This window comes from Pseudomonas sp. AB39(2026) (assembly GCF_059831485.1).
The window spans coordinates 4414680-4431370 of record NZ_CP195212.1 but is presented as its reverse complement, the minus strand read 5'-3'; the positions used below and the strand labels follow the sequence as shown (position 1 = coordinate 4431370).

Sequence of the window (16691 nt, the reverse complement as noted above, 5' to 3'; positions counted from 1 at the left end):
AGCAACCAATCGTTTCATATAAGGAACGGGGACGTGGGGCCAAGGCTTTGAGCATACAGGCCGACGCCCCAGGGCGCATCCGGAGTATGCGGGTTTCGGGAACGTTCATACATGGCCTAAACTCTGCCATCGAATTCCATTGGACACCCCATGATGGCAAGCCACCTGAACGATGACGTCGCCCTTATCAGCCGGATACAGGCTGTGCCTGCCATGCTTCGAGTGGTGTGCGAAACCACCGGCCTTCGTTTTGCGGCCGTTGCACGGGTGACCGATACCCATTGGATGGCCTGTGCCGTGGATGACCGCCTGGGCTTTGGCTTGGCGCCGGGGGATGAGTTGGCCTTGCATACCACCCTGTGCGATGAGTTGCGCGATAGCCACAAGCCCATCGTTATCGATCATGCCAGTGAAGACCCAGGCTTTTGCGACCACCCCACGCCGAAGCTGTATCGTTTTGAAAGCTATATTTCCGTACCTATGTTCTTCCCCGATGGCCGCCTGTTCGGCACCATTTGCGCGTTCGACCCGCTGCCTACCCCCTTGAGACACAGCACCGCCCCGGCCATGGTCGAGTCATTCGCCCGGTTGCTGTCGGTAATGATTGAAACCGAGCTAGCGCAGCAACGCACTGAAGCAGCACTGTTGCGCGAACAAGAAGCCGCAGAGTTGCGTGACCAGTTCATTGCGGTACTCGGCCATGACCTGCGCAACCCCTTGTTCGCCATCAGCGCCGGCGCTGAGCTGTTGCTCAGGCGTACGTTGGAAGACCGTTCAAGAACCGTTGTCGAACACATCCGCGCCAGTGGTGAACGGGCGTCCCGCCTGGTGGCAGACGTGCTGGACTTTGCCCGAGGGCGGCTGGGAGGTGGCCTTACTTTGAAGGTAGCCCTTTGCCCCGACCTGTCGCAGGCCTTGCAGCAGGTGGTCAAGGAAATCGAAGGTATCTATCCGAACCGGGAAGTGCAGGCCGTGCTTGGCAACCTGGAAGGCGTGCACTGCGACCGGGAGCGTGTGACGCAACTGGTGTCCAACCTGCTGAGCAATGCCATCCTGCACGGCGCTCAGGACCAGCCTGTGACCTTGACTGCCGAACGAACGCCGGGCCACCTGCTTATCAGTGTGCATAACTATGGCCCGGCCATCGAAGACGCGGTGCTGGCGCAGCTGTTCCAGCCTTTTCAACGGCGCCGCAATGAGCGGCCCGGAAATGGCCTGGGCCTGGGGCTCTACATCGCCCATCACATCGCTGTGGCCCATGGCGGCGAACTCCAGGTGGCCTCTACCGACGCTGGCACCCGGTTCGTATTCAGCCTGCCCTTGCAGGTTCACGACTGACCTTTGCCTAGCCCCTTCGTCGGTACTAAAGCCCCGTGATTAAAGCGCAGCTCCCTATGGCCGATGCCCTGACATCCATTTTGCAGGTCCTGTCAGGAGTGCGCCATGTTCAACAAACACCTCAAATCCGAACTGGCGACGCTGCGCGAAGAGCATGCGACTACCCAGCAGATACGCTCACTGCTCGACGCGGACATGCTGGTTATCCGCCTCGACCCCAAAGGCTGCATTGAGCATGTGAATGCGAACTTTGAGACGGAGATGCTTTACCGCCGGACGGAACTGCTCGGCAAGCCACTGGAAGACCTGGTCCCGGCCCATGTGAAACGCGACCCCTTTCACCTGCGAGTACGCACCGCCCTTGAGCGCGCGGAGAGCTTCAGTGGCGCCTTGCGCCTGCTACGCCGGGACGGTCGCGAAGCCTGGCTACGTGTACTGCTGGTCCCGGCCCAAGACAGCAGCGGTGCGGTCACCGAGTTTATCCTCTATGCCAATGACCTGACCCGCACCATTGAAACCTCCCGCGAACAGGAAGGCGTGATCAAGGCCCTGCTCCGCTCCACCGCTGTGATCGAATTCGATCTGCAAGGCAATGTACTCACCGCCAACGATCGCTTCCTGGGCGCCATGGGTTATCGCCTTGAGCAGATCAAGGGTAAGCACCACCGCCTCTTCTGCACCCCCGAAGAGGTCAGTTCACCGGCCTACCAAGCGTTCTGGGACCAACTACGCCGCGGCGAATATGTGGCCACGCGTTTCCAGCGGGTAGACAGCCAAGGCCGACCGGTGTGGCTGGAGGCTTCGTATAACCCGGTACTGGACCCGAACGACCGTTTGGTGAAGATCATTAAGTTTGCCACCGTGATCACGGAGCAGGTCGACCGCGAGAGGGCGGTGGCCGATGCCGCCACCATTGCCTACAGCACTTCCGTGCAGACCGACAGCACCGCCCACCGGGGTGCGGATGTAGTGCAGCAGACCGTTGCCGTGATGAACGGCTTGGCACGGCAGATGGAAGAAGCGGCTGCGGGCATTCAGGCCCTGGACCAGCAGAGCCAGGTGATCAGTACCATCATCAAAACCATCAGCGGCATTGCCGAGCAAACCAACCTGCTGGCGCTCAACGCAGCCATTGAAGCGGCACGCGCAGGGGAACAGGGGCGTGGCTTTGCGGTGGTGGCCGATGAAGTTCGCCAGCTGGCTTCGCGTACCACCCAAGCCACGGCTGAAATCGCAGGCGTAGTGCAAAAGAACCAGAAGCTGGCGTCCGACGCAGTGGGCGTTATCACCACGGGCCAGCAGCAGGCCCAGGCCGGTATGGAACTGGCCGGCCAGGCCGGCAGCGTTATCGTGGAAATTCAGGATGGTGCGCAGAAGGTGGTGAGTGCGGTGCAGCAGTTTGCAACCCAACTCGGGCACTAATTGCTGTCGGCTTGCCGGTAGGGCAACGCACTACGCGCCTCCAGGGCGTACTGCAGGATGCCCTCGCGTTCACCGTCCAGATATTCGGCCACCGCGTCCCGAAGGCCTGTGTGCATCAGGTAATGCCAGGACCGGGTAATAACCGGTTCGAAGCCCCGGATCAGCTTGTGCTCACCCTGCGCGCCGGCATCGAAGCGCGACAGCCCCAAGGCAATGGCCTGGTCCATGCCTTGGTAGAAACAGGTTTCAAAATGCAGCCGGTCGAACTCTGCCAGGCAACCCCAGTAGCGGCCGTATAACGTCTGCCCATCCACCAGGCAGAACGCCATGGCCACGGGCCGGCCACGTTGGTGTGCAAACACCACGCGAATGGCGTCCGGCATGCGCTCGGCCAGCAGGCTGAAAAACGCGCGCTCCAGGTACGGCGCCTGGCCACGCACTTCATAGGTATTGGCATAGCAGGCGTAGACGAAGTCCCAGTGGGCCTCGCCCAGCTCACGGCCCTTCAGCCACTGGAACTCAAAGCCCTGCGCCGCCACTTGCTCGCGTTCCTTGCGCATCTGCTTGCGTTTGCGTGAGTTGAGGGTATCAAGAAAATCCTGAAAATCCCGGTAGCCCCGGTTGTGCCAGTGGTATTGGCAGCCTAGCCGTTCAAGCCAGCCTGGCTCCTGGGCAAGCAGGTGATCGACCCCAGCCTCGGTGAAATTCACGTGGGCACCGGAGTAGCCCGCCGTTGCCAAGTGCTCGGGGATTGCCCGTAGCAGGGCCAGCCCGTACGCCGGGTCGCCTAGCACACGCTGGCCGGTCACTGGGCTGAACGGTACGGCACACAACAGTTTGGGATAGTACGCCAGCCCGGCACGGCGGCAGGCGTCGGCCCAGCCATGGTCGAACACATACTCGCCATAGGAGTGGCTTTTTCGGTAGGCCGGCATGGCGGCACGTAGCACCCCCTTGTCCCACCACAACAGGTGCTCGGCGCGCCAGCCGGTGCCGCGGCCCACGCTGCCGCTGTCTTCCAGGCTGCTGAGAAAGCCGTGACGCAGAAAGGGCTGGGCATCGGTCAGCAACCCATCCCAGGCCTGCGGCGGCACCTCTGCCAGGCAGGTTGCAATCTGTATGGTCATGAATCGATCCCCAAGGTGCAGTGGCTATCCATAGTGCTGAAAAATGCACGGGTTTTACAGCTCAGGCTACCAGCGGCTTGATCCAGCATAGTGGCAAGGCGCCTGCCGTCAGCGTGCAACCCCTTTTCCAGAGCGGCTCGCACCGCTTCGCTTGTCATCAACCTGCCATGTGGCTGCCACTCACCTGTCACACCCCCCCCGCAATACTTGCGCCTGTTTTCGAAGACGGGGCTCAACCCCGCTGCCGTCCTGATCGGACCTGTCTTGGGATGACCACGTCCCGCTCTTAACCAGGGAGTAACCTATGCGTCTTGTTTCAACACGAACCGGTGCCGGCGCCTGCGCAGCCCTGCTGCTGGCAGCCAGCCTGCCCGCCTCGGCGGCCGTCGATGAAAAGCTGCTGGAAATGCTCCGCGCTAACGGTTCGATCAGTGGCAGCCAATACGCCGAACTCAAGGGCGAGCTGGATCGCGACAGGCAAGCGCAGCAACAGCAGCAGGTCGCAGCAGCCCAGGCCAAGAAAGAAGAGCTGTCCGCCTTTGAACAGAAAGTGGCATGGGCGTCGAAAACCCAGATAAAAGGCGACGTTCGCCTGCGCTACGAAGATCAGAACACCGATGGTGCTGCCAGCAACAGTGGCAAGGACACCGACCGCCAGCGCGTACGTGCCCGCTTTGGGGTGTACAGCCAGATTAACCCACAAGTGGACGCAGGCATTCGCCTGGCCACGGGGAGCAGCAGCGATGCGCGCTCTACCAACGAAAACCTAGACAACTATTTCGTCAAGAAGAGCTCCTGGGTAGACCTGGCCTACCTGGACTGGCACCCCACGGCCCTGCCAGACCTGCACCTGGTGGGTGGCAAAATGACCCAGCAGTGGGTGAACATGGGTGACGTGATCTGGGATGGCGACATCAACCCTGAAGGCGTTTCTGCCGCTTACAAGCGTTCGATCGGCGGCAACAACGAGTTATTCGGCAGCGCGGGCTACTACAACCTCAAAGACAACGTAGACGGCGAAGGTGTGCAGTTCCGCCACGACCTACGCATGTACGCAGGGCAGTTGGGCGGCCGCTTCGGCCTTACCGATAACCTGAAACTGACCGTCGGTGGCAGCGTGTACGGCTTCGACGGTGACGGTGATGATACCGCCGGATCGGGCAAGCTATCGGTGAACGGCAACACCGCTGGTGAGCAGTTCAAGCTGTACGAAGGCTTCGCCCAGATGGACATCACCGGCATGGTGATCCCCCTGGCCGTGTATGGCCAATACGTGAAGAACGCAGACGCCAGCGACGACGCCGACAGTGCCTGGTTGGTGGGCGCCAAGACCAAGGTCTTCGACAAGTGGAGCCTGGATTACAACTACCGCGATGTTCAGCGCAATGCGGTGGTGGGCGCCTTCACCGATTCTGATTTCGGCGGCGGCTTCACCGGCGCGCGGGGCCACAAGCTGAAAGTGTCCTACGACATCGACAAGAACTTTGCCCTGGGCGCAACCTACTTCATGGCCGAGTCCGACACCTATGTCACCAACCGTACCGACACGGACGTCGATACCCTTCAAGTGGACTTGGAAGCGAAGTTCTAAGGGTGCTGTAACCTGTTTGCTGCAGCCCATTGCGCGGAGGCCTGTTGTCGGTCTCCGCCTTCGGCTGCGCCGGTCCCACAGACAAACCTGGACTATACTGCACCCTCCACAACGATAGGTGCTTGCTCCATGTCGTCTGTCCACAACGCTGCACTAAAGGGTTATTCGGCACAGGCGCAGCGGTATACCCAGGGCCGCCCAGACTACCCCAAGGGGCTGAGCACCTGGCTCAACCACACGATAAACATTACCCCACAGGCGCGTGTGGTCGACCTGGGCGCAGGTACGGGAAAGTTTACCCGCCTGCTGACACCGCTCAGCGATCACGTGATCGCCATTGAACCGGTGGAGGCCATGCGCCAGGCATTTATACAAAGCTTCCCGGATATCGAGGTAGCCCCCGGTACCGCACAAGCCCTTCCTTTGCCGGACAGCAACGTCGATGCCGTACTGTGTGCCCAAGCCTTCCACTGGTTTGCCGAACGGAAAGCCCTTGAAGAGATTCACAGGGTGCTCAAGCCGGAGGGGCGGCTGGGGTTGGTGTGGAATGTGCGTGATGAGTCGGTGGACTGGGTAGCGGAGATTACCCGGATAATCACGCCGTACGAGGGTGATACACCGAGGTTTCATACTGGGAAGTGGCTAGCGCCGTTCGATGGAACACTTTTTTCCGCCCCCGAACCTACGTGCTTCGGCTACACCCATGCGGGTACAGCCGAAACCGTCATCATGAACCGATTTCTCTCGGTCAGCTTTATTGCCAGCCTGCCTGCTGCTGATAACGCCGCCGTTGCACAACAGTTACGCGAACTGATTCATGATCACCCAGCATTGGCGGGCCGGGCGACCATCGAGTTCCCTTACCAGACGCAGGCGTACGTGTGCCAACGCCTGGGTTAAGGGCCTCACCTGCATGTCGGCATCATAGCGCCGACACGTGTTTCAACGCTTGCGCAGGATCACGCTGCCAATGGAGTAACCGGCGCCAAACGAACTCAGCACGCCCAGGGCGCCTTGGGGCAGGTCATCCTGGTGTTTGTGCAGGGCAATCACCGAACCGGCAGAGCTGGTATTAGCGTAGGTATCAAGAATCACCGGCGCTTCGTCTGCCGTAGCATCGCGCCCCAGCAGTTTTTTCACGATCAGCTGGTTCATGCTCAGGTTCGCCTGGTGTAGCCAGAACCGTGACACCCGGCTGACTTCGATGTCGTTTTCCTCCAGGTGTTTGCCCACCAGCTCAGCCACCATGGGGCATACTTCGCGGAATACTTTGCGGCCTTCCTGCACGAACAATTTGTCCTGTGCCAGGGCGCCCTCTTCCGCTGCCCGGTTGAGGAAGCCGAAGTTGTTGCGAATGTTGTTTGAGAACTGCGTGATCAGCTTGGTGCTGACCACATCGAACTGGTACGGCGATGTAGCCAGGTCGGCCCGCTCCACCAGCACAGCAGTAGCGGCGTCACCAAAGATAAAATGGCTGTCGCGGTCGCGGAAGTTCAGGTGGCCCGTACAGATCTCCGGGCTGACCACCAGCACCGCCCGGGCCTGGCCCAGTTGAACAGCGTTGGCGGCTGCCTGAATGCCGAAGGTGGCGGACGAACAAGCCACGTTCATGTCGAAACCAAACCCTTGGATGCCCAAGGCCTGCTGCACCTCGATAGCCACGGCTGGGTAAGGCCGTTGCAAGTTGGAACAGGCCACGATGACTGCATCTACATCGGCGGCCGTACGCCCTGCTCGGTCCAATGCCTGCCGCGCTGCCGCCGTGGCCATTTCGCACAGAATCGAGGGCTCGTCATTGCTGCGCTCGGGCAAGCGCGGCACCATGCGTTGCGGGTCCAGGATACCGGCCTTGTCCATCACGAAACGGCTTTTGATGCCAGACGCTTTCTCGATGAACGCCGCATTGGACTCCGCCAGGGGCTCCTGCTCGCCACGGCCGATAGCCTCGGCCTGTGCGGCATTGTATTGGTGCACCCAGGTATTGAACGATGCCACCAGCTCTTCGTTGGTAATGCTGTGGGGCGGTGTGAACAGCCCGGTACCGCTGATAACGACGTTGTACACGTTCGTTCCTCTGAATAGGGGCGCCTGTGAAGGCGAAGCCCGCAGATTTTGCCACACTTGGCACGAACGTGCCCATTGGCATCAGGCTTCCACCAACGCCCATTGCTTGGCCAGGCGCTTGTCTGAAATCGGCACTTTTGTGCCCAACTGCTGGGCGAAGAGCGATATCCGGTACTCCTCAAGCCACCAGCGGTACAGTGCCAGTTCAGGGTCGCGCTTGCCCTCCTGAGCGTGCTTGGCAGCACGTGCCTGATACTGCGCCCACAACTCGCCCAGTTCGCCGCTCCAGACACGATCACGTTGCACCTGAGTGCCCACTTTATCCAGGCGAAGCTCGATACCCTTGAGGTAGCGTGGCAGCTCTTTAAGCCACTGAGCCGGTGTTTCCCGAACGAACCCAGGATAGACCAGCCCCGCCAGTTGCTGCTTGATGTCGTTGAGTGCAACGGCCTGGGCCAAGTCGATACGGCCCTTGAAACGCTTCTGCAAGCCGTGCCACAAGGTCAGGACCTCCAGTACCAGGCGCGCCAACCGCTCGGCATGCTCAGCCCAGCTGCCGCGCTTGCGTTCGGCCAGGCTGGCCAGCCCAGCGCCTTCGCGCGGCAGGTTGGCCTCCCCTTCCAGCACGCAGCTGTCCAGGCTGGCCAGCAATATGTCTTCGACCAAGGCCTCGATACGCCCCAGGTCCCGGTACAACAGGCCCATCTGGGTTTGCCCTGGTAGCTTGCTGCGCAGGAAGCGCGCCGGCTCTGCCAATTGCTGCAACAGCAGGCGTTGCAGGGCGCGCCGGTGTTGATAGTCGGCTTCGGCTGCTGTGGAAAACCGGCCTTCGCGCACTTCGCCCTGCTCCTCCACCAAGGCCGGATAGACCGTGAGCTGAAGGCCGGCGACGTTATGCCGTGCGGTTTCGGCCACAGAGGCAAAGGCTTTGGGCTGTACCGGCCCGGACGCCTGGGTAGCCGCAGGCATGGCCAGTGCCGCCTGCCCGGCCTCGGCAAAGCGTGCGGTGAGGGTGGCCAGGTCGCGGCCTTCGCCCAGGAACTTGCCTTGGGCGTCTACCACTTCAAGGTTCATGCGCAGGTGACCTTCCAACTGGCGCTCGGCGTCGGCCCAGTCCTCTTCGCTCACACGGGCGCCTGTCATGCGGGTAAGCTCTGCTCCCAGTGCCTGAGGTAACGAACCCTGGCCGAAGACCATGCGCGCCAGCGCGGCTTTTATGAAGTCCGGTACCGGTACGAAATTCTTGCGTACGGCCTTGGGCAGGTTACGCACAAGGGCCACGCAGCGGGCCTCGATCAACCCCGGCACCAGCCAGGCCAGGCGTTCGGCCGGCAGCGTATTGAGCAAGGGTGCCGGCACCCGCAGGGTCACGCCATCACGGGTATTGCCAGGCTCGAAGTGGTAGGTGAGGGGCAAAGCCAGGTCACCCAAGTGCAGCGTATCGGGGTACAGGGCTGCCGTGACTTCGCTGGCCTCACGGGCCAGTACATCCTCATCCCGCATAATCAGCAGGTTCGGGTTTTTCTGGCTGTGAACGCGATACCAGCTGTCGAAGGTGGCGGTCTGGTGGATCTCTGCAGGTAGCCGGGCTTCGTAGAAGTTATAGAGCGTTTCTTCATCGGCCAGGATGTCGCGGCGGCGCGCCTTGGCTTCCAGCTCGTCCAGGCGCTCCAGCAATTGGCGGTTGGCCGTCAGGCACCGCGCACGGGACTGGATCTCCCCGCGCACCAAGCCTTCGCGGATAAACAGCTCTCGGGAAGCGACAGGGTCGATCGGCCCGAAATGAACCGGGCGGCGGCCAATGATAATCAGGCCATAGAGGGTAATCTGCTCGAAGGCCACCACCTGGCCGCGCTTCTTCTCCCAGTGGGGCTCGAAATGGTTGCGTTTGATCAGGTGCTCAGCCAACGGCTCCAGCCACTGGGCATCGATCTTGGCGACCATGCGGGCGTACAGCTTAGTGGTTTCCACCAGCTCGGCGGCCATCAACCATTGCGGCCGCTTGCGCCCGATGCCACTGGACGGGTGAACCCAGAATCGCCGTTGCCGTGCCCCCAGGTAATCCCCCTCTTCCGTCTTCTGCCCTATCTGGCTCAGCAAGCCGGACAAGATAGCCTTGTGCAGTTTGGCGTAGTCGGCCGGCTCCGGGTTGACGGGTAATTGCAGGTCGCGGCAGATCAGCGCCAATTGGCGGTGCGCGTCGCGCCACTCGCGCAAGCGCAAATAGTTGAGGAACTGTTTGCGGCACCAGTTGCGCAACGGGTTGCTGCCCAGTGCCTGACGCTGCTCCTCGAAGCCGTTCCACAGGTTCACCAACCCGGCAAAGTCAGAATCTACGTCTTTCCATTGGGCATGGGCCTGGTCGGCGGCTTGCTGACGCTCTGGCGGGCGCTCGCGCGGGTCTTGTACGGACAGCGCGCTGGCCACGATCAGCACCTCGGCCAGGCTGCCTTGCTGAGCGCCTTCCAGGAGCATGCGCGCCAGGCGCGGGTCCACGGGCAGGCGCGCCAACTGGCGGCCCAGGGGCGTGAGCTGGTTTTCGCGGTTGACCGCGCGCAGTTCCTGCAACAGGTTGAAGCCATCGCTGACAGCCTTGCCGTCCGGTGGCTCGATAAAGGGGAAGGCATCGATGGCACCCAGCCGCAGGTGCAGCATCTGCAGAATCACCGCTGCTAAGTTAGTGCGAAGAATTTCCGGGTCGGTGAAGGCCGGCCGTGCGTTGAAATCCTCCTCGCTGTACAGGCGCACGCACAACCCTGGCTCAACCCGCCCACAACGACCTTTGCGCTGATTAGCACTGGCTTGGGACACCGCCTCAATGGGCAAGCGCTGCACCTTGGCGCGGTAGCTGTAGCGGCTGATGCGCGCCGTACCGGTGTCAATCACGTAGCGAATGCCCGGTACGGTCAGGGACGTTTCGGCCACGTTGGTTGCAAGCACCACGCGCCGACCAGGGTGGGACTGGAAAATGCGCTGCTGCTCGGCCGGTGACAGCCGCGCGTACAGCGGCAGTATCTCGGTATGGCGTAGCTGGGCCTTGCGCAGGTACTCGGCCGCATCGCGAATCTCCCGCTCACCCGGCAGGAACACCAGCACGTCACCTGGGCTTTTCCGATCCTGGCGTTCCAGCTCGGCAAATTCTTCGAGCGCGGCGAGAATGCCCTGGTCCATGCTCAGGTCTTCTTCTACCGTATTGCCATCTTCGTCTTGCTCGCCCACCAGTGGGCGGTACCACACGTCTACAGGGAAGGTGCGGCCTGACACTTCGATCACAGGCGCGCCGTCGAAGTGCTTGGAAAAGCGCTCCAGGTCGATGGTGGCCGAGGTGATGATGACTTTCAGGTCCGGGCGGCGTGGCAGCAGGGTTTTGAGGTAGCCCAGCAGGAAGTCGATGTTCAGGCTGCGCTCATGGGCCTCGTCCACAATGATAGTGTCGTAGCGCTCAAGGAAACGGTCGTGCTGTGTTTCCGCCAGCAAGATACCGTCTGTCATCAGCTTTACCAGGCTGCTGGCGCTGCTCTGGTCCTCGAAGCGTACCTGATAGCCCACCAGGCTGCCCAAGGGCGTACCCAGCTCCTCGGCCACTCGAGTGGCCACACTACGGGCGGCAATCCGGCGTGGCTGGGTATGGGCAATCAACCCAGCCTGCCCACGCCCCAGTTCCAAGCAGATTTTGGGCAATTGAGTGGTTTTACCGGACCCGGTTTCGCCCGCAATGATCACCACTTGATGCTTGGCGATGAGCGCCTTGATCTCGTCGCGCTTGGCAGCAATCGGCAGCTGATCGTCGTAGCGAATGGTCGGTACGCTGGCACGCCGCTCGGCTACAACGGCGCAGGACGCTTCATAGCGTTCCAGCCAGCGGGCCAGCTTGGCCTCGTCGGGCGCTTTACGCAGCTCGTGCAATTGCCGCCGCAGGCGATGGCGGTCGGCGGTCTGGGCCAGGTCAAGGTTGCGCAACAGGGTATCGAGGGACGGCGTGGGTTCGGTCATCAGTGTGGCCCGGGCGGGCACGGTAGAAAATGTGACCGGGATTGTCGCAGATTTGCCAGGGTTTGGGGGCGCCGGCAGGGGCGACGGCACATCTGGCCCATCGCCCCTAGGCCTCAAGCGGTTTTCTTGAGCCCCAGCTTTTTCAGCTCTTCGTCACGCAACTCGCGGCGCAGGATCTTGCCAACGTTCGTGGTAGGTAAACTGTCGCGGAACTCAACGGTTTTGGGCACCTTGTAGCCGGTCATGTTGGCGCGCATATGGTCCATCACCTGGTCACGTGTAACGGTCATGCCAGGCTTGACCACCACGAACACCTTGATGGTCTCGCCGGATTTTTCATCAGGGATACCAATGGCCGCACACTGCAGAACGCCGGGCAAGGTAACCAGCACGTCTTCAAGCTCGTTGGGGTACACATTGAAACCGGACACCAGGATCATGTCCTTCTTGCGGTCCACGATCCGGATGTAACCGTCTGGTTGAATGACCGCGATATCGCCCGTCTTGAGCCAACCGTCGGCATCCAGCATCTCTGCCGTAGCCTCCGGGCGCTCCCAGTACCCTTTCATCACCTGTGGACCTTTCACGCACAGTTCCCCGGCTTCGCCAAAGCCCAGTTCGCGCCCACTGTCGGCAATGACACGGCACAGGGTGGAACAGACAGGAATGCCAATGGTGCCGATCTGGATGCCTTGCTTGGGATTGACCGTCGCCACGGGGCTGGTTTCGGTCATGCCATAGCCTTCGCAAATGGAGCAGCCCGTGGTTTCACGCCAACGCTCGGCTACCGCCGCTTGCAATGCCATACCACCAGAAAGCGTGAGCTTGAGCGCGGAAAAGTCCAGCTTGCGGAAGTCAGCGTTGTTGCACAGGGCAACGAACAGCGTGTTAAGCCCCACGAACCCACTGAATTTCCACTTGCCCAGCTCCTTGACCATGGCCGACAGGTCACGCGGGTTACTGATAAGCACATTGTGGTTGCCCATCAGCATCATGGCCATGCAGTGAAAGGTGAACGCATAGATGTGGTACAGCGGCAGCGGCGTGATCAGCACTTCGCTGCCTTCTGCCAGGTTCGACCCCATCAGCGCCTTGCATTGCAGCATGTTGGCCACCAGGTTGCGGTGGGTGAGCATGGCGCCTTTGGCCACGCCTGTTGTACCGCCGGTGTATTGCAGCACGGCCACTTCGCCACTGTTGGGCGATACCTCCTTGATGGCGACGCCACGGCCCAAGGCAAGGGCCTGGTTGAACCGTACCGCGCCCGGAATATGGTAGGGCGGGACCATTTTCTTGACGTACCGCACCACGCTGTTGACCAGCAGCCGCTTCACCGGCGGCAGCAGGTCGGCCACTTCTGTCACGATTACATGACGCACTGCGGTCTTGGGTACGACCGCCTGGGCCAGGTGAGCCATGTTCGCCAGGCACACCAGTGCCTTGGCACCGGAATCCTTGAACTGGTGTTCCATTTCCCGCGCCGTGTACAGCGGGTTGGTGTTGACCACGATCAGCCCGGCCCGTATCGCGCCGAACACGGCCACCGGGTACTGCAGCACATTGGGTAGTTGCACAGCGATGCGGTCGCCTGGCATAAGGTCCGTATGCTGCTGCAACCAGGCCGCAAAGGCACCGGACAGCGCGTACAGGTCACCGTAGGTGAGCGTCTGGCCCAGGTTGCTGAACGCAGGTTTGTGGGCGAACCGCTGGCACGACTGCTGGAGCACGGCCTGGATATTAGGGTATGCATCTGGATCGATCTCGGCGGGAATGCCCGGCGGGTACTTGTCTGCCCAGAAATTGTCGGCCATGGAAACCCTGCTCCTCGTACGGCGAGATCACCGCAGTCGATGCGGTTCTTATAGATATGGTGAAAAGCGGGCCGAGATTATCAGCTTTGGGAAAAACCGCCTAGAGCCAGACCCACGCCAAAGGTCATATTGAAAACTCGATCACCGCCCTCAGTCACTTTTAGTGTAATTACTCTAAACCTCGCAACCCTTCCTTGGCCTCCTTTCTGAAGCGTGGGCTTCTTCTCGTAGCGCACGGCGCAGTATTTTTCCTACAGGCGTCATGGGCAGGGCGTCTCGTATCAGAACCTGCCTGGGCACCTTGTACGGTGCCAAGTTCTCACGGCACCAGTGGCTGAGGGCTGCTACGTCCAGGCTATTGGCCCGAGGTACCACGAACAGCCGTATGGCCTCCCCCGTGCGCTCGTCAGGCACGCCGATCGCTGCACAGTTAAGCACCTGAGGGTGGGCCATTACGACCTCTTCCACTTCGTTGGGGTATACGTTGAAGCCGGACACAATGATCATGTCTTTCTTGCGGTCCACAATGCGCACAAAACCGTCAGGGTCGATGATGGCCATGTCGCCGGTTTTCAGCCAACCTTCGCCGTCCAGCGTTTGCGCCGTTTCCTCGGGGCGCTGCCAGTAGCCTTTCATCACTTGCGGCCCGCGCACGCATAGCTCACCGGCCTCGCCCAAGGGTAGCGCCTGCCCCTGCTCGTCGATAACCTTTAGCGCCGTTCCTATCACGGGCAGGCCCACTGAACCCAAGCGCGCCCCACTACCGTAGGGGTTGGTGCAGACCACAGGCGAGGTTTCTGTCAGGCCGTAGCCTTCGGTGATTCGGCAACCCGTGAGCGCTTCCCACCGTTCCGCAGTCGCTTTCACCAGTGCCGTGCCACCTGAGTTCGTGACCTTCAGTGCGGAAAAATCCAGCCTCGCGAACGCCGGATGATCCATCAGCGCCACGAACAAGGTGTTCAACCCAACGAAAACGTGAACCGCCAACGGCTCAGCACCTTGATAAAGGCAGGAATGTCGCGTGGGTTGGTAATGAGCACGTTGTGATTGCCGGTGACCATGAGGCAGAGGCAATGCGCGGTAAAGGCGTAGATGTGGTAAAGCGGGAGCGGCGCAATGGCGGTTTCCTGGCCGTCACGCACCAGGGGTTGGCCATCGGCACCTGATTGGCTAAAGCACGCCTGCACTTGCTGCATATTCGCAAGCAGGTTGCCATGGGTCAGCATCGCGCCTTTGGCCACGCCCGTGGTACCACCGGTGTACTGCAATACGGCAGTATCTTCACGGCACAGGGCAACGGGCATGACGGCGCACTTGCGGCCCAGCTTCAGCGCCCGAGTGAAGCCAACGGCCTGGGGTAGATGATAATTGGGTACCTGCTTTTTCAACCTTGCCACCGCCAGGTTCACCAGCCAGCCTTGGGCGGGCGACAGCAGGTCGCCCATTTTGGCCTCGATCAGGTAGTCCATGGGTGTGTCGGCGACCACCTCTTGAACGCGGTCGCCGAACAGGTTCAGGTAAACCAGGGCCCTGGCGCCTGAATCCTTGAACTGGTGGCGCATTTCCCGGGTGGTGTACAGCGGGTTGGTGTTTACAACGATCAGCCCTGCGCAGAGGGCGCCAAACACTGCGACAGGGTACTGAAGCACATTGGGCAGTTGAACAGCGATGCGGTCGCCGGGCACCAGGTCGGTATGCTGTTGCAGCCAGGCGGCAAAGGCCTCCGCTTCGCGCTTCAGCTGGCCATAGGTGAGCGTGCGCCCCAGGTTGCTGTAGGCAGGCTTGTCGGCGAAGGCGCCGCAGGCATACTGGAACACCTCTACTACAGAGGCCCACCTAGTGAAATCCAGCGTGGTAGGTAGGCCTGCGGGGCGCTTGTCGGCCCAGAAGTCAGGTTGCATTGTTATTCTCCCCTGCTTGAGGCGCGGGCTTCATGCCAGCGCAGCCTTGGGGCGAAATTAGCAGCTGAGTGAACTATGGCAACCGCCAGGGTTGCGTTATTTACATCCTGAATTGAAATAGACACGCCACATGGCGATACACTAGGCGCCTTTGCGCGAACAGGATCGACCCTCCATGACCGACAGCACCAACACGCCCTACGAAGCCCTTGAAATCGGCCAGACCGCCAGTTACAGCCGTACCGTGACCGAGCGTGAAATCCAGCTGTTCGCAGAGCTTTCCGGCGACCGCAACCCGGTGCACCTGGACGCAGACTATGCTGCCAAAACCCTGTTCAAGGAGCGCATTGCCCACGGTATGATCACCGGCGCCCTGATCAGCGCGGCAGTGGCCTGCGAGCTGCCGGGGCCTGGGACTATCTACCTGGGCCAGCAGATGACGTTCCAGAAGCCCGTGAAAATAGGCGACACGCTGACGGTACGCCTGGAGATCCTGGAAAAGCTGCCCAAGTTCAAGGTGCGGATTGCTACACGCGTGTTCAACCAGCATGAAGAGCTGGTAGTAGATGGGGAAGCGGACATTCTTGCGCCGCGCAAGCCGCAGACGGTAACGCTGGCAGCGCTGCCGACCATCACGGTGGGCTGATCCGCTTTCGAGCAGGCAAAAAAAAGGCGGCCCAAGCCGCCCTGAATATGCCGTGCGTGCCCAAGGACAGCGGGGAGTTGCTGCCTCAGGCCTTGAAAGTTAGCCCCCCTTGCCATGCCAGGGCATGACCCATGTCAACGCTTCTTCGGTTTCTTCTTAGGCTTCTTTTTTCCGGCCATGGGCATGGCCTGCTCGAACGCCTTGCGCACTTCACGCAGGCGCTTTTCATTGAGGTCGTGCTGCCTGCGCGCGCGTTCGGCAGTGAAATCCAGAAGGTTGTCGTCTTGGCTCATGGTCATGACACGTCAGGAATGTGGTCGTATCATCGCGCGTCCCTGCCCGGCTGGCCAGTCACACTTCAAGGTCCACCCACAGGCCCTGGCGAGGCGGTGCTTCCATCAGAGGAACGGCAGGCACTGTATTGTCGGCGTTGAGCTCATCCCCCGCCAGCACCACGGCTGGCGAAGCCTGGCCCTTGTGTTCCTGGCGCTTGCGCCGCTCCTCGAATTCCCGCACCAATGCCGCGGCATCCTCACGCTCACGGTTGCGCAGGTCGATATCGGTTTCAGTGGACGTCGGCTGCGCAGGGGCCACAGGCGCGATATCAGGTGTTGGCCGGATGGGGTCCAGTTGCGGATTTACCGGCACGAAAGGCTGCAATGTCACAGGTGGAATCATTTTTCCTCCAAGTGCCTGTCAAAGGGGCTTCATCTGATCCTGTACAGGATGACGGAGCCCTGGCTGACCAGGCTATCGGCCAACCGCTGGCCGACTTGAGGCGTTTCGTCTGTGGGCGTT

Annotated in this window: 12 protein-coding genes and 2 pseudogenes; 6 read left to right on the top strand and 8 right to left on the bottom strand. The window is 61.0% G+C overall.

Annotated elements, in window-relative coordinates; translation table 11 throughout:
* Positions 1–153 precede the first annotated feature (153 nt).
* The 3 genes and pseudogenes from ACSAMW_RS20415 to ACSAMW_RS20405 all read left to right on the top strand — a co-directional run bounded on the left by ACSAMW_RS20415 (position 154) and on the right by ACSAMW_RS20405 (position 2760).
* Complete coding sequence (locus ACSAMW_RS20415) at positions 154–1338, top strand: GAF domain-containing sensor histidine kinase (RefSeq protein ID WP_500594095.1); 1185 nt, start codon at positions 154–156, stop codon at positions 1336–1338.
* 105 nt (positions 1339–1443) lie between these two features.
* A pseudogene (locus ACSAMW_RS20410) lies at positions 1444–2220 on the top strand (PAS domain-containing protein); the annotation flags it as partial.
* A gap of 108 nt (positions 2221–2328) precedes the next feature.
* Complete coding sequence (locus ACSAMW_RS20405; protein WP_500594094.1) at positions 2329–2760, top strand: methyl-accepting chemotaxis protein; 432 nt, start codon at positions 2329–2331, stop codon at positions 2758–2760.
* Here the strand turns inward: ACSAMW_RS20405 and ACSAMW_RS20400 are convergent.
* Positions 2757–3887, bottom strand: a complete 1131-nt coding sequence (locus ACSAMW_RS20400) for a GNAT family N-acetyltransferase (protein ID WP_500591810.1) — start codon at positions 3885–3887, stop codon at positions 2757–2759. The genes ACSAMW_RS20405 and ACSAMW_RS20400 overlap by 4 nt on opposite strands.
* A 304-nt stretch (positions 3888–4191) precedes the next feature.
* Here ACSAMW_RS20400 and ACSAMW_RS20395 point away from each other — a divergent pair, with 304 nt between their 5' ends.
* Both ACSAMW_RS20395 and ACSAMW_RS20390 read left to right on the top strand, forming a co-directional pair.
* On the top strand, positions 4192–5478 hold the full coding sequence (locus ACSAMW_RS20395; RefSeq protein WP_500591809.1) for a putative porin: 1287 nt from the start codon (positions 4192–4194) through the stop codon (positions 5476–5478).
* Between the two features lie 129 nt (positions 5479–5607).
* Positions 5608–6378, top strand: coding sequence for a class I SAM-dependent methyltransferase (locus tag ACSAMW_RS20390; RefSeq protein WP_500591808.1), 771 nt, complete (start codon positions 5608–5610; stop codon positions 6376–6378).
* 42 nt (positions 6379–6420) lie between these two features.
* On the opposite strand, the gene ACSAMW_RS20385 is transcribed toward ACSAMW_RS20390, so the two are convergent.
* From ACSAMW_RS20385 to ACSAMW_RS20365, 5 genes and pseudogenes are all read right to left on the bottom strand, one after another.
* Positions 6421–7542 (bottom strand): beta-ketoacyl-ACP synthase III, encoded by a 1122-nt coding sequence (locus tag ACSAMW_RS20385; RefSeq protein WP_500591807.1) that lies wholly within the window; start codon positions 7540–7542, stop codon positions 6421–6423.
* 81 nt (positions 7543–7623) lie between these two features.
* Entirely contained in the window at positions 7624–11535 is a 3912-nt protein-coding gene (hrpA, locus tag ACSAMW_RS20380) for an ATP-dependent RNA helicase HrpA (protein WP_500591806.1), read from the bottom strand.
* 113 nt (positions 11536–11648) lie between these two features.
* Complete coding sequence (fadD1, locus tag ACSAMW_RS20375; protein ID WP_500591805.1) at positions 11649–13346, bottom strand: long-chain-fatty-acid--CoA ligase FadD1; 1698 nt, start codon at positions 13344–13346, stop codon at positions 11649–11651.
* A gap of 174 nt (positions 13347–13520) precedes the next feature.
* The gene (locus ACSAMW_RS20370; protein ID WP_500594093.1) at positions 13521–13799 is read right to left on the bottom strand and encodes an AMP-binding enzyme; all 279 of its coding nucleotides are present in this window, start codon (positions 13797–13799) and stop codon (positions 13521–13523) included.
* 228 nt (positions 13800–14027) lie between these two features.
* Positions 14028–15247, bottom strand: a pseudogene (locus ACSAMW_RS20365) (AMP-binding protein); the annotation flags it as partial.
* Positions 15248–15422: 175 nt separating this feature from the next.
* On the opposite strand from ACSAMW_RS20365, the gene ACSAMW_RS20360 reads away from it, so the two are divergent.
* On the top strand, positions 15423–15893 hold the full coding sequence (locus tag ACSAMW_RS20360) for a MaoC family dehydratase (RefSeq protein ID WP_168081800.1): 471 nt from the start codon (positions 15423–15425) through the stop codon (positions 15891–15893).
* Positions 15894–16027: 134 nt separating this feature from the next.
* Here ACSAMW_RS20360 and ACSAMW_RS20355 read toward each other — a convergent pair whose 3' ends face one another.
* Positions 16028–16192 (bottom strand): hypothetical protein, encoded by a 165-nt coding sequence (locus ACSAMW_RS20355; protein WP_500594106.1) that lies wholly within the window; start codon positions 16190–16192, stop codon positions 16028–16030.
* Between the two features lie 52 nt (positions 16193–16244).
* A complete protein-coding gene (locus tag ACSAMW_RS20350; RefSeq protein WP_500591804.1) occupies positions 16245–16571 on the bottom strand; it encodes an aspartate-semialdehyde dehydrogenase in 327 nt (108 codons plus the stop codon).
* Positions 16572–16691 lie beyond the last annotated feature (120 nt).

What these genes read in the sequence shown, in the direction of transcription:
- ACSAMW_RS20395 (WP_500591809.1), top strand. Translation starts at nt 4,192, where the DNA reads ATGCGTCTTGTTTCAACACGAACCGGTGCCGGCGCCTGCGCAGCCCTG.
- hrpA (WP_500591806.1), bottom strand. Translation starts at nt 11,535, where the DNA reads ATGACCGAACCCACGCCGTCCCTCGATACCCTGTTGCGCAACCTTGAC.
- ACSAMW_RS20415 (WP_500594095.1), top strand. Translation starts at nt 154, where the DNA reads ATGGCAAGCCACCTGAACGATGACGTCGCCCTTATCAGCCGGATACAG.
- ACSAMW_RS20360 (WP_168081800.1), top strand. Translation starts at nt 15,423, where the DNA reads ATGACCGACAGCACCAACACGCCCTACGAAGCCCTTGAAATCGGCCAG.
- ACSAMW_RS20390 (WP_500591808.1), top strand. Translation starts at nt 5,608, where the DNA reads ATGTCGTCTGTCCACAACGCTGCACTAAAGGGTTATTCGGCACAGGCG.
- ACSAMW_RS20370 (WP_500594093.1), bottom strand. Translation starts at nt 13,799, where the DNA reads ATGGCCCACCCTCAGGTGCTTAACTGTGCAGCGATCGGCGTGCCTGAC.
- ACSAMW_RS20400 (WP_500591810.1), bottom strand. Translation starts at nt 3,887, where the DNA reads ATGACCATACAGATTGCAACCTGCCTGGCAGAGGTGCCGCCGCAGGCC.
- ACSAMW_RS20405 (WP_500594094.1), top strand. Translation starts at nt 2,329, where the DNA reads ATGAACGGCTTGGCACGGCAGATGGAAGAAGCGGCTGCGGGCATTCAG.
- ACSAMW_RS20355 (WP_500594106.1), bottom strand. Translation starts at nt 16,192, where the DNA reads ATGACCATGAGCCAAGACGACAACCTTCTGGATTTCACTGCCGAACGC.
- fadD1 (WP_500591805.1), bottom strand. Translation starts at nt 13,346, where the DNA reads ATGGCCGACAATTTCTGGGCAGACAAGTACCCGCCGGGCATTCCCGCC.
- ACSAMW_RS20350 (WP_500591804.1), bottom strand. Translation starts at nt 16,571, where the DNA reads ATGATTCCACCTGTGACATTGCAGCCTTTCGTGCCGGTAAATCCGCAA.